Below are 13,708 nucleotides of genomic sequence, written 5' to 3'. Positions count from 1 at the left end.
AAATACATACAAATAAGTGGTTTTTTTATTTTAAAAATCTGAATTTTATTTTAAATTATTAGGAGGCAATGGTATGGTTAAATATTCGAAAATTTCTAAGTGGATTCTTGGTGTTGGATTGGTGACAATAACATGTAATGGTTTGCAAATTCAAGCAGAGACAAAAGAGAAAAATGTGAAGAACGTATTACAAATGGAGCCGGTAGGAATACAGAAATCTGTTGATGAATTGGCGCACCCTTCAAAAGTACAAGAAAATGCATCTTTTACAAAACGGTTAAAATTAGCGGATTTATCGCAGCGTCCACTAGCACCAACCGATAATATTAAACCGTTAGCTGAAGAAAAAAAGTATTCAATGGCTGAGTTAAATCAATTAAATAATAAACAATTAACTGATCTTCTTGTGACAATTAAATGGTATCAAATTCCAGAATTATTTCAGTTTAATAGTGATAGTCTTAAATTCTATCAAGATGATAGCCGAATGCAAGCAATTATTAATAAACTAGCAGAACAAGGACAAGCTTATACGAAAGATGATTCAAAAGGGATTGAAACATTAGTAGAAGCTCTACGTGCAGCATTTTATTTAGGTTTTTACCATGATGAATTAAGCAAACTAAATGAGCGTAGCTACCATGATAAATGTTTACCAGCTTTAAAAACAATTGCAAAAAATCCAAATTTCAAACTTGGTACATCAGAACAAAATAAAGTAATTGCATCATATGGAAAATTAATTGGAAATGCATCAGCAGATGTTGAAACGGTTTTATATGCAGGTGAAATTTTTAAACAATATAATGATAATCTTGCAACTTTCATTGAAGACCGAACAAAAGGAGACGCTATATATGAGTTGATGAAGGGAATTGACTTTGATATTCAGACGGATATGTACACGACTGGAAAAGAGCCAAAAGATACGATGTGGTTTCGGAATATCGATACCTTTATTAATGAAGTAAATCGTTTTGCACTACTTGGTACAGTAACAAATAAAAACGGATGGTTAATTAATAATGGAATTTATTATGCTGGCCGATTGGGCAAGCTTCATAGCACGCCGACAAAAGGACAACAAGTTGTTACAGATGCAATGCGAATTTATCCATATTTAGGAGAGCAATACTTTGTTGCGGCAGAACAAATTACTACAAATTATGGAGGAATAGATGCGAATGGAAAAACTGTAAATTTAGATCAAATTCGAGAAGAAGGTAAAAAGAAATATTTACCGAAAACGTATACGTTTGATGATGGAGCAATTGTCTTTAAAGCTGGGGATAAAGTTAGCGAAGAGAAAATTAAACGTCTATACTGGGCGGCAAAAGAGGTGCGTTCTCAATTTTATCGTACAGTTGGTAGCGATAAACCACTTGAAAGTGGACATGCTGATGATGTATTAACGATGGTTATTTATAATAGCCCAGATGAGTATCAATTTAATCGTCAACTGTACGGATATGAAACGAATAATGGTGGGATTTATATTGAAGGGACAGGGACTTTCTTTACATATGAACGTACACCAGAGCAAAGTATTTATAGTTTGGAAGAATTGTTCCGCCATGAATTTACGCACTACTTACAGGGAAGGTACGAAGTTCAGGGATTATGGGGCCAAGGGGAAATGTATCAAAATGAACGTTTAACATGGTTTGAAGAAGGGAATGCAGAGTTCTTTGCAGGTGCAACGCGATTAGATAGTGTAGTACCGCGAAAAAGTATAATTGGTGGGTTATCTAATGATCCTGCAAAACGTTATACAGCATCACAAACATTAAATGCGAAATATGGAACGTGGGATTTTTATAATTATTCGTTTGCACTGCAATCATATATGTATAATAAGCGTCCAGAAATGTTCGATAAAGTACATGATTTAATTCGTGCAAATGATGTTTCAAGTTACGATGCATACCGTGCTACATTAAGCAAAGATAATAAGTTAAATGAAGAATATCAATCTTATATGCAAATGCTTATTGATAATCGCGATAAGTATACAATTCCACAAGTATCAGATGAGTATTTAACTCAGCATGATCCAAAATCGCTTTCGGACGTTACTTCAGATATTACGAATGAAGCGAAATTAAAAGATGTGAAAGTAACAAAGAATACATCACAATTCTTTAATACATTTACACTACAGGGGACATATACAGGAAGGGCGGCTAAAGGAGAAGTTGAGGACTGGAAAGTGATGAATGAAGCAACAAATGATATGTTGAAACGTCTTTCAGGAAAAGAGTGGACTGGATATAAAACATTGACTGCTTATTTTGTAAATTACCGTGTAAATAATGCTGGGCAATTTGAATATGATGTTGTGTTTAGCGGAGTGAATACGGAAGAAGGTACTGCTGTAGAAAAAGAACCAAATAATTCATTTGAAACAGCAAACCCACTATCTTTGAATATTTTGTTAAGAGGAACCTTGAGCGATCAAGATCAGGGGGATAAATTTGTTATTGATGTAAAGGATCAAAAAGATTTACAAATTTCTGTTACGAACGAACAAAATCTTGGACTGAACTGGGTATTATATTCTGAATCAGATTTAAATAATTATGTAGCTTATGCAACAAAACGTGATGGAAACAAATTGCTTGGAAATTATAATGCAAAGCCAGGGAAATATTACTTAAGTGTATATAAGTATGGTGGTGGAACAGGGAATTATACGGTACAAGTAAAATAGTTTACTATAGTTTGTTTTGAAAGGCTACTTATCGCATTTTTTAGCGAAATAAAGTATTTAATGTTAAACATTAAACTAAGCCAACATATCCCTGTTCTAATTATAGAACAGGGATATGTTGGCTTTATATTTTCAAATTAAATAACCTCATTGGATTTTGACAAGAAAATAATTAATATAGATTTGAATTCTCATTCGTAAAGCATGTTTTAATCTTCTTAATGCTCTTTCATTTTTGTCTCAATGCTTGTTTTCAAATCAGTTGATACTTGATTGAAATACCCCAAAACGATCTCCCTAATATCATCGGATATAACTTTCAAATCACTAGCTAAGTTTTCAGCGAGATGTTCTTTTTCTATTGGCTGTAACTTCGTATAAAATTCACCAGCCTGCGTAAAGTCATCCTGTTTCATTATAGAAGTTCTTTCAAGTTTACCTTCAACGTACCTTCCTTCACCGGTTGTAATTTGATTAGCAGGTGTCCAATCTTGCTGTTGGTTAATCGTTAATTTGCGAAATTCTGGACCAATTCTTCTTCTTTGTGAATCACTGTAAATGTTAGCGCGCCCTTGCAGCATTTTATCATCTGATAGTTCTGCACCATCCAGTAAATTAGAAGGAGAGAATGCGACCTTTTCTACTTGTTCCATAAAATTTTCAGGATTTTTATTTAATACCATTTTCCCGACTGGTATGAGAGGATACGTCTGTTCATCCCATACTTTTGTGTCATCTAAAGGATCATAAGAAAGGTGCGCTTCATCTTTCGGATCCATGAGCTGGACGTATAAACCATACTCCACTGGTTTACCATTTTCAATAGCATCATATAAATCTTTCCCGCTATAATCAGGATTTTCAGCAGCTAATTTAATTGCTTCTTTACTAGTAATGTACTGTACACCTTCAAATGGGTACCAATGATACTTTACATACTTTCGATTACCTTCCGCATTTCTCCATACATATGTATTAACACTATGTCCTGGAATGTGGCGAAGACTTTTGGCCGTACCATTATTAGAGTATAAACGGACAACAAAATGAATAGATTCAGGTGCTTTAGCGACAAAACTCCAAAATCTATTAGGGTCTATTAAGTTATTTTTAGGTGAAGGCAATAATGCTTGAATCGTTTCAGGGAAACGCATTGGATCACGAACAGAAAAAACAGGAATGTGATTACATAAAAGGTCAAAAATTCCTTCTTTTGAATAAAATTTTGTGGAAAAACCGCGTACATTTCTAGCAGTATCCGGTGTTCCTTTCGTACTAACAGCTAACGAAAATCGAACCATAACAGGAACTTTCTCATTAGAATTTTGTAAAAAACTTAATTTAGTATGTTCAGACATCGAATATATCGTTTGAAAATAACCGAACGCACCAAATCCTTTTACATGAACAGGTCTTTCTAAAATTTTTTCATGAATAAATTGTTGTAATGACTCATGCAGTACACTATCTTGCTCTAGTACGGGTCCACGTGAACCAACTGTTTGAGAGTGAAATTTAGCTGGTTCAGTAAGTTCTCGATGTTTATTAAAGTCTTCTTCTAATAATTCTTTCCTATGTTTATCATATTTTTCATTCATCGATATAGCCTCCAAATTTTTTCGTCGATTGTTACTAAATATGATTTTATAGTCTCGATTATGTATGACATACAAAGTTCAAAGCAGTAACATACCGCTAGATGAAAAAAACACATATGTAGTGGACCTGTTGCAATAGAAGAAATTATGGAAAAATGAATATCGGGAAGAGAAAGCACACGTTTTAATAAAAAAATGTGGAAGAAAACCACTATTAAAATTTCAATCTTAAAACTTAATTTATAAACGATTATATAGAGAATAAACGTTAAAAAAGGAAAAATAACTAGGAGGAATTTAACATGTCGGATTGGTTTCAATTAGATAAAGAATATATGATGTCTACATATTGTCGGACAGAGGTTGCAATGGAAAGAGGAGAAGGATGTAAACTATATGATGTAGATGGTAAAGAGTATTTAGATTTATTTTCTGGCGTAGGAGTAAATGTACTAGGATACAATCATCCTAAAATTGTACAAACGACAATGGAGCAAGTTGTGAAATCGTTGCATTTACCGTTTCATTTCTTAAACCCAGTTGCAATTGAGTATGCAAAGAAATTAGTAGAGTGTACTTTAAAAAGCGGAAAAGTCTTTTTTACAAACTCTGGTACGGAAGCGACAGAAACGACATTAAAATTAATTGATAAATATAGATCTATTGCGACTGAAGAGCGTGACGGAGTAGTTGTGTTAAAAGATAGTTTTCACGGGAGGACGTTAGGGGCACTACATTTTACGAGACAAGAAAAGGTATATCAAAATTTCCCTAAAACATCTATTCCTGTATACGAAGTAGAGCGTGAGAAAATAGACCAATTAGAGGAGACCATTATTAAAGAAAAACCAATTGCGATTATGCTAGAGCCTGTTTTAGGAAGTGGGGGGATTTATCCTTTATCAAGTGAATATTTGCATGGTGTTCAAAATTTATGTGAAAAATATAATGTACTTCTTGTCGTTGATGAAGTTCAAAGTGGTATGGGTCGAACGGGAAAACTATTTGCTTATCAAAATTTTAATATCACACCGGACATTATTCAAATTGGTAAAGGAGCAGGAGGCGGGATACCGCTAGGAGGAATTATTGTAGGTGAAAAGTTATGTGATGTATTTTCACCAGGAGATCACGGGACAACGTTTGCTCATTCATCAATGGGAACAGCTTTAGGTTTAACGGTATTAAATACATTACTTGATGATGGGTTAATGCAAGAAGCTTATGAAACTTCACTATATTTGAATGACAAACTGCAAGACATTCAGAAAGAAAATTCTTATTATATACAGGAAGTGCGTCATGCTGGCATGATGTTTGGAATTAGTCTGAATGATACGAATGAAAATGTGAAGAAATTACAGGTTGAGCTAATGAATAAAGGAATGTTAGTCGATGTAACACAAGGGAATATTATTCGATTACTTCCGCCGTATATTATTACGAAAGAGGAAATTGACGCATTTATGAATCAGTTTATTATTTGTTTAGATAAAGTTGCTGCTGTAGTAAGTGCTTAAAAATTAAAGCTATATTTTATATAAAGTGCACTCTAATTGTTAGAAATAGTTTTACAATTGGGGTGCACTTTTTATAGTAGAATTTTATTTATTGATATTTGGTTGGTGAGGAAAAGAGAAAGTAAATGTGTAAAGATAGTAGATAAAACGAGTGGTACTAACAACTAATGATAGAACGTTTTGAAAATAATAGCATACGAATATATATATGATAAGAATGAGGTGATATATTGGAAAATAATGATATTCAATTTACTTCTTTACAAATGCGAACTGATAGATTTGGGTGGGCTGGTATTCAATATACAAATAAAAAGCAAGCCATCTTATATACTCGAAACGGAGGAGTAGAATGGGATGTTGTTAACCCTCTAAATTCAATTGTAATATTTGGATATCCAATAAATGCTCGAAGCTCTTGGGCATATGGTTTAACAAAAACGAATGATGATTTATTGCCCGCTATATTTTATACAGTTAATAGAGGGGAAAGATGGAGTGAGTTTATATTACCAATTGAAGAAGAGTGGGAGAAATCGACTGATGTTCAAGTACAATTGCATGCCACGAATATGGATAGTATATGGATTGTATTGTCTAGAAAACTTGCATCAAATAAATTTGAACATAATTTATACTATTTGAAAACGAAAGGGGAAGTTTGGAAAATAATTAAAAATATAAGTATTAGTGATAGTATTTCAGGAATAACATTTATAAACGAGTTAGTTGGATTTATTTCATTACACAAACAATATGAAACATCAGCGGTATTTAAAACAATAGATGGTGGGGCAAGTTGGCAGCCTATAAAAGATATTCCAAGTCTTGAAGGAAGTAATAATGAGACTTCTATGGCTTATAAAGCAATCTATAAAAATAACTTGTTAGTAATACCAACTAAAATGAATAATGATGTATTTTTAATGAATTACTCATTTGATAAGGGGAATTCGTGGCATATTTCAAATAAAACAATAAATACTAGTAAAGCGGCTGTTTCTTTTTTTAGTTCCTATTATGGCTGGGTTATAAATAGTGAACATGGAAGTGTATATCAAATAATAAAAAAAGGAGCAAAATGGATAAAGGTATCAAGTAATCCATTGTTGAAAAATGTATTTTGTTTACATTTTTTTAATCGGCGTAAAGGTTGGGCTTGTAATAAAAAAGAAATATTTACTACAACGGATAGAGGTATAACATGGAAAAAGGTTGTATATAAAATTAATGATATTTATAAATTAATGTAAAAGAGTCCTAAAGAAATTAGGACTTTTTTTATTTTTAAATGGTGAGAGTTGTAACAGACAACGATAAGAGGAGGGATACAAGTGTAGAGATTATATTTTCAAAAATAGACGTTTGTTTTCACACAGTATAATTCACTTTTGAATATGTTAATAAAGTAGCAAATTCATAGGGAATGGCAATAATTAACATTTTATGTCACATGATGTGTAAAGGGGGCGTGTAATGAAATCGTTAACGGTTATTATTTTGTACAGTGAAAGAGAGCAAATATTAGAAGAGTCAATTCAATCTATATGGAAGCTAAATCCTCTTGAAATTATAATTTTCGTTCCTAACGATAGAAGTAATTTGTATGAAATAGCAATGAAATATAGATGTCATAGTGTTTTAATGAATAAATATAGTGCGCATTATCAAGGATATGAAGCTTGTATAAAGGAAGCAAAAGGAGAAATTTTATTATTTTTAGATAGTAATTTTTCATTATCCACAAATGAAATGCAGAGATTTATTGAGCCAATTGTTACAAATCAGGCCGATGTAGTTTTAAATAAAATAGATAAATTGATAGAAATAGGTAAATGTCCAAACATGGACATTGTATGGAGAAAAATGTTAAATGAAATTTTAAGACGACCAGATTTAAAAAGCAATTCAATACTTTCATTGCCATATGCGCTTACGAAGGAAGTGGTGGAACATATCGGCTTTGATTATATGAAAGATATCGTTTTATCTCATATGAAGATTGTGAATCAAGGCTGGCGGATTAACGACCAATATGCAATTAATACGTTATCTAAAGATGAGACTATAGAGGAAGAAGGATATTTAATAAAAAAAGAGTTATCAAAAAATGAAAAAGAGAAAGTAGAAAGATATTTAAGGGGTATATCTAAATGGATAGAGAAAAAAGGAAGAAGAGTAGGGTTTACTGATGCAGGAAAAAGAAGGGATATTATTCAAAAGCTAGGTAAAGCCAAGCAATACCCTTCCTATCATCAAGGCTGGGGAATGCATTCTTCAATTTATGACGGGAAGCAACTTTCTGTTATTATACCGGTGCAAAATGAAGAAGAAACTATAGAACAAGTAATACTCGAGGCAAGAAAAATAGAACCGCTAGAAATAATTGTCGTTGTAAATGGTTCAACAGATCATACAGCTGATATAGCTAAAAGACTTGGTGCCACTATTATTAAATATAACGAACGACTTGGTCATAATGTTGGACGTGCTATTGGAGCGCTTGAAGCTACAGGAGATATTCTTTTATTTATTGATGGTGATTTTAGTGTTTCAGGAAGTAATTTGCATCATTTTACAAAAGCAGTTTCAGCTGGTGTAGACATAGCATTAAATGATTTGAATCCGATGTTACACCCTCCGTTTTATGTTGTAGACGTCGTAAAATATATGCTTAATTTAGCATATAATCGTCCAGAATTAAGCAATGGCTCATTAGTAGCAATTCCACATGCTATGAGTAGATCATGTTTAGATGCAATAGGCTGGGAAAGCTTACTATGTCCTAGTCTTGCACAAGTAAAAGCAATATTACAAGGGTATAGAGTAGAATGTGTACATTACGTTGATGTTGTAAAACCGAATAGAATTCGTTTAAAGGAAAATGTAAGTCACAATGGGCATCCTCCAGCAGTATTAAGAATAATTGGTGATCACGTTGAAGCTCTCTCTTACTTGATAGAACAACTCGAAATGGATGGAAAGGGTGATTAAACTGTTAGACCAGTATAAAATAATTAACATTTCATATGAACAATTATGGCAAATGGATTTTCAAATTACAGAACCATTTATACTCAAGGTTGATTGGGATAAAGTAACGTATGAATTTTTAATTCGTATTAAGCCCGATGCTTCTAACACTATTGTTTTTGGATCCGGAGCAGGTGGGTTTCAAGAACAGCCAATTGGTCCACCTATTTTTCATCGACATTCTTGGATGGATGAATTTGAAGATACTGTTATATATTATAATGACCCTACGTTATATCTTGGAAAATTATCTTTAGGTTGGGGACAGGGAGAGTTAAATAGATTTTATTTACAAGATATAGCAAATATTTTAGAAATAGTATTTGTAAAGTTAAAAGTTGATTCGAAAAATGTGTTGTTTTATGGCAGTTCTGGGGGAGGATTTATGTCTTTAATTTTAGCTGGATTCGTTAAGGGCTCCACAGCTTTCATTAATAATCCTCAAACAAATTTATTAAAATGGATACCTGTACCAATAAATCTAGTTTTCGATTTGTCTTATCCAAATTTATCAAGAGAAGAAGTTGAAGAGAAATTTGGCGAAAGAATTAATGTTGTGAAATTTTTTAATCACATTAAATATGTACCGAATATTTATTTTTTGCAAAATTTCGCGTGTGAATTTGATGTTCAAAATCATTTGCTACCATTTATTTCCGAATTAGAGCAACTTGATAAAGACACGGAAGTAAATCAAATTATAATTGACTTATATTTTGATAAAAAAGCAGGGCATGCAGCTGTAGGTAAGAGTGAAACAATTGAATATATAAAAAAAGTAAAACCTAATCAGACTGTAAAAGAAGAACAAAAAGAAGTGGACCTATCAGTCGTTATAGTTTTAGGAGAAGATAAATCAAAATTGAATCAAATTTTAAATAAAGTGCAGCATATAAAACCACTAGAAATAATTATTGTATCTGATGATAGAATGAGTGCGATACAATCTATACCAACATTTGTTGAAAGTAACGTTGTTGTGATTGAGGAGAAAAGTAAACGGAAAGCACCAGTTCATGGGGCAAAAGTCGCCAATGGTGATGTGGTCTTATTTTTAAATGGAGAAGATGTTATTTTCTCGGTAGAATTAGAACGATTTATAGAACCACTACTAAAAAAGGAACAGGATGTAATTTTAAATAATATAGACTCGAATTGGTTTGAAAAGGTGAGAGTAGAATGGCCAAGCATCGCTATGGTGTATAGAAAAATAGTAAACGATGTATTGGGACGTATGGATTTGAAATATGATTCGATGTTATCTATGCCATATGTTATTACAAAAAAAGCAATTGAAGACATTGGGTATGATATCTTGCAGAACCCTATTCTGTCCCAAGTAACTCTTATTGAGAAAGGGTGGCGAGTACACACCTCTTCAGCAATCACTAAAACCTCTTTAAATGCAAATCATACCTCTTTTTATAGAAATAAACTAACTAAATTAGAAGTACGTGAGATTAATGAGAATGTAAAAGCTTTAGAGAGTTGGTTACAAGGAAAAGATGATAGAGGTAATTATACAGATGGAGGAAGAAAAAGAGAAGTTATAGAGCAACTAAAAAAACAGAAGAATTATTCACTTTTTCATAAAGGATGGGGAATGAATTCCTCTATTTATAATGGAAAACAGTTATCTATTATTATACCAGCACAAAATGAAGAAACAACGATTAAAGAAGTTATTCTTGAGGCAAGAAAAATTGAACCGAAAGAAATAATTGTTGTAATTAATGGATCAACAGATCAAACAGAAGCAATTGCTAAGCAATTAGGAGCTACAGTAATTGTTTATCAAGAAGCATTGGGTCACGATGTAGGACGGGCAATTGGTGCACAAGAAGCTACAGGAGATATACTTCTCTTTATTGATGCTGATTTTGCTATTCCAGCAAAAGATCTTCACCCATTAACAAAGGCTGTTGCCAATGGGATTGATATAGCTTTAAACGATTTAAATTTAAATCTTAGATTTCCTCTATATATTGTAAATTTATATAAATATGTGTTGAATATTGCTTGTAATCGTAAAGATTTAGGAGTGGGATCCACAATTGCTGTTCCTCATGCTATTAGTAGAAAATGTTTAGAGGGAATCGGCTGGGATACACTTCACACATCGTGTGTTGCGCAAGTAAAGGCAATATTAGAAGGATATAAAGTTGAATGTGTCCATTTTGTAGATGTAATGAAACCTAATCGTATTCGGCCACAAGAGCATTTTGCCACGATAGGACATCCACCAGCTGTATTAAGAATTACTGGGGATCATTTAGAAGGACTTTCGTATTTATTGAAGAATAAGGATTTTAAAGATTTATTTTAAAAGGTAAATTTGTCTATTGAATGAGTAACCTAAACATTTCATTTATGCAACTTGACGATATTTAGTATTGCAATGAAACTGAAATCAAAAATTTTTATTATTTTTAGCTTAGGTACAAGTGAAGAGCATGTTTCACTGACTGATAATAAATGAACAAGTAACCAAAAGGTAAAGGCTTCTTTATATATATGAAGGAGCTTTTATCTTTTTTATTTTATGTATGGAAAGTAAAGAGTGAATAAAGTTGTAACAATATTTTTATTTCTGAATAAATTGATATTATTTATAAGAAAGGAGGAAATATCTTGTCTTGCATCAATAAAAGTTGTTTTAATATTTGTTTAGAAACTAAAGTCAATCCAAATGGTGGGGCAGAAATATTCGTAAGGTGCAATGATGAATGTTCATCTAATTTTAATGTAATACCGTTTATTGCATGTGTTTCTATTTCAGTAAAGGATGATTTGAGTTTTTTAGTTGATTTAGATAGTTTAATAAAACGTTAATTTTTTATGGAACTAATAGTGAAATAACATCTAATTTATAAAATTTAGTAAGAGAGTCGTGTCCGAATTTAACTAACTGCATATATTGTTAAGAGAAAGGAGGGAGAGTTATGGCATGTACTACGAATAATGTTTGTTTTGATGTATGTCTTAAAATTACAATTACCCCTGGTAGTGGAATTGACGCTGTAGTGGATTGTGGGGGGGCATGTGGGACAAGTCCTACAATTGTAATTAGTCCTAGTGGATCAATTGTAATTACTTTACCATTGGTTGCATGTTTCTCAATTACACTAAACGATGATTTAAGTGTTGTATCTTCATTAACAAGCCTCTCTTTTCAAACTTCTTAAGAAAATCAAGAAATGAAAAGCCTACTTTCTACTTTTCTTTTGAACTAATGTAAAAATAAAAAAGATGGTTACAAACCATCTTTTTTATTTTGCTATATATTTAAATTGAATTTATATATTATCTGTTCGTAAGGATATACAATTAAAAGCATTCAGTGTCTCCTTTTTGTTCGAGGAGGTAAGAAATTGCCTCTATATGATCACCAATGATTTGCTGTGTTGCTAATGAAAGGTAGCCTTCCTCAGAGAAGTGTTTTTTGGGTCGAACTCGATTTATCCTGTCAACGTCGACAGAATGGGTTTTTTGTATATACAAGCCTGCTAAAATTGTTTTAACTTGACTTAAGGTTGGTGAAAGAAGTGAATCAAACCCAATTATATCAATGCATTTTCGACTAAAAGCATGAGGGACAGCAATTGTGGATCCCATACCTAAATCTTTTCGATTACATGCTAAATTAACAGCATACTTACATGCAGTCACGATAGTATAAGGAAGACGATACATGTAGTAGTGCTCTAATTTATTTAAAGCTAAATCGGTTCCATTTTGAACAGATTGTACAAATGGTAATAAATCAGAACTAGGAATTAAGAAATCACCATCAATAAATAATAATATATCACCTTTTGCAAAATATGCACCAACGGCACGTCCGGTATCAATGCCGAGTGCTTCTTTGTAAGTAATAACTGTTGCACCGCAATTCTTCGCCAATTCCTCTGTTGTATCTGTTGATCCATTAACAATAATGATGATTTCTAAAGGTTTTAATTTCTGCACCTCAAAAATGATAGATTCTATCGTTTTTTCTTCATTTTGAACAGGGATAATGATGGATAATTGTTTATTTCCATAAGTATTTGAATAAAACTCTTTACCTGTAATTATTTTAGGTATAGCTCTTTGTTCGCCGTTTTGAAGTTCTAAAATAATATCCCGTCTTCGATTATTATCAGTATAGTTTCCTCTTGGATCTTGTAATATATTTACCCAATTTTCAATCGCTTCTAGGTGGTAACGAATGAGTTGTTTTGAGGGGAAGGAGGGAATTTGCGGTATAGAAATTTTAAAATGATTGCTAATGCGAAATTTATTTTTAATAATTTTCATTTGTGCCAGTATCGGATTTAATAAACTTTCTGGAGTAATTGCTTCAAGAGTTTCTTTTGTTATTGCATAGGGAGGAAATAATAATGAGTTAACATGTAAATCTGGACGATGAAAAAAATGATTCGTAACTTGCTGCCAAATCATTTCTATAGTGGGCTTTTGCTTTTGATAAAAAAAATCATCTAAATTGTTTAATACTACGTCAGCTGATTCGTCTAGTAATGGTTGAAGAAATGGTATAAGTAAGGAAGGGTGAATAATGTAATTTGCATCTAAAAATAAGAGGTACTTACCCTTTGCTTTTTTGGCACCAATTACATAACAATTATTTGATTCTGTCGGTTCTTCTAATGTGATAATTTTACAATTGTAAGATTGTGCAATATCAATGGAATCATCGATACATCCGTTAATAGTAAGGATGATTTCTAAAGGCTGTAGTTGTTCACAGGCTTTCAAAATTTCAGGTAAAACTCTTATGTTATGCTGTATACGAATAATAATAGAAATCGGATTTTTACACATAAGTAGTCTCCTTTTTAATCAGA

9 protein-coding genes are annotated in these 13,708 nt (G+C 32.2%); 7 read left to right on the top strand and 2 right to left on the bottom strand.

Annotated features, from left to right (window positions below; genetic code table 11):
• Positions 1–73: 73 nt before the first annotated feature.
• Complete coding sequence (colA, locus tag ACS2QP_RS16985) at positions 74–2,710, top strand: collagenase ColA (protein ID WP_153582434.1); 2,637 nt, start codon at positions 74–76, stop codon at positions 2,708–2,710.
• 218 nt (positions 2,711–2,928) lie between these two features.
• On the opposite strand, the gene ACS2QP_RS16980 is transcribed toward colA, so the two are convergent.
• Positions 2,929–4,308 (bottom strand): catalase, encoded by a 1,380-nt coding sequence (locus tag ACS2QP_RS16980; protein ID WP_001003610.1) that lies wholly within the window; start codon positions 4,306–4,308, stop codon positions 2,929–2,931.
• A gap of 302 nt (positions 4,309–4,610) precedes the next feature.
• Between ACS2QP_RS16980 and ACS2QP_RS16975 the strand changes: the two genes are divergently transcribed.
• The 6 genes from ACS2QP_RS16975 to ACS2QP_RS16950 all read left to right on the top strand — a co-directional run bounded on the left by ACS2QP_RS16975 (position 4,611) and on the right by ACS2QP_RS16950 (position 12,046).
• Positions 4,611–5,828, top strand: a complete 1,218-nt coding sequence (locus ACS2QP_RS16975; RefSeq protein ID WP_332284339.1) for an aspartate aminotransferase family protein — start codon at positions 4,611–4,613, stop codon at positions 5,826–5,828.
• Positions 5,829–6,058: 230 nt separating this feature from the next.
• On the top strand, positions 6,059–7,081 hold the full coding sequence (locus tag ACS2QP_RS16970) for a hypothetical protein (protein ID WP_332284340.1): 1,023 nt from the start codon (positions 6,059–6,061) through the stop codon (positions 7,079–7,081).
• A gap of 223 nt (positions 7,082–7,304) precedes the next feature.
• The gene (locus tag ACS2QP_RS16965) at positions 7,305–8,822 is read left to right on the top strand and encodes a glycosyltransferase (protein ID WP_332284342.1); all 1,518 of its coding nucleotides are present in this window, start codon (positions 7,305–7,307) and stop codon (positions 8,820–8,822) included.
• A 52-nt stretch (positions 8,823–8,874) separates the two neighbouring features.
• On the top strand, positions 8,875–11,187 hold the full coding sequence (locus ACS2QP_RS16960; protein ID WP_332284372.1) for a glycosyltransferase: 2,313 nt from the start codon (positions 8,875–8,877) through the stop codon (positions 11,185–11,187).
• Positions 11,188–11,492: 305 nt separating this feature from the next.
• Positions 11,493–11,693 carry a hypothetical protein gene (locus ACS2QP_RS16955; protein ID WP_001277651.1) on the top strand — a complete coding sequence of 67 codons (201 nt, stop codon included), beginning with the start codon at positions 11,493–11,495 and terminating at the stop codon, positions 11,691–11,693.
• A gap of 110 nt (positions 11,694–11,803) precedes the next feature.
• Positions 11,804–12,046: a hypothetical protein gene (locus ACS2QP_RS16950; protein WP_000752466.1), complete on the top strand. Its 243-nt coding sequence runs from the start codon at positions 11,804–11,806 to the stop codon at positions 12,044–12,046.
• A 142-nt stretch (positions 12,047–12,188) separates the two neighbouring features.
• Here ACS2QP_RS16950 and ACS2QP_RS16945 read toward each other — a convergent pair whose 3' ends face one another.
• Positions 12,189–13,685, bottom strand: a complete 1,497-nt coding sequence (locus ACS2QP_RS16945; RefSeq protein WP_438882662.1) for a glycosyltransferase family 2 protein — start codon at positions 13,683–13,685, stop codon at positions 12,189–12,191.
• Positions 13,686–13,708: the final 23 nt, after the last annotated feature.

It is taken from the genome of Bacillus cereus group sp. Bce019, assembly GCF_051781745.1.
Classification (GTDB): Bacteria; Bacillota; Bacilli; order Bacillales; family Bacillaceae_G; genus Bacillus_A; species Bacillus_A cereus.
This window is presented reverse-complemented; position numbering and strand designations above follow the sequence as displayed.

Coding starts and splice junctions, on each gene's coding strand:
- colA (WP_153582434.1), top strand. CDS start 74: ATGGTTAAATATTCGAAAATTTCTAAGTGGATTCTTGGTGTTGGATTG.
- ACS2QP_RS16980 (WP_001003610.1), bottom strand. CDS start 4,308: ATGAATGAAAAATATGATAAACATAGGAAAGAATTATTAGAAGAAGAC.
- ACS2QP_RS16975 (WP_332284339.1), top strand. CDS start 4,611: ATGTCGGATTGGTTTCAATTAGATAAAGAATATATGATGTCTACATAT.
- ACS2QP_RS16965 (WP_332284342.1), top strand. CDS start 7,305: ATGAAATCGTTAACGGTTATTATTTTGTACAGTGAAAGAGAGCAAATA.
- ACS2QP_RS16960 (WP_332284372.1), top strand. CDS start 8,875: ATGGATTTTCAAATTACAGAACCATTTATACTCAAGGTTGATTGGGAT.
- ACS2QP_RS16950 (WP_000752466.1), top strand. CDS start 11,804: ATGGCATGTACTACGAATAATGTTTGTTTTGATGTATGTCTTAAAATT.
- ACS2QP_RS16945 (WP_438882662.1), bottom strand. CDS start 13,685: ATGTGTAAAAATCCGATTTCTATTATTATTCGTATACAGCATAACATA.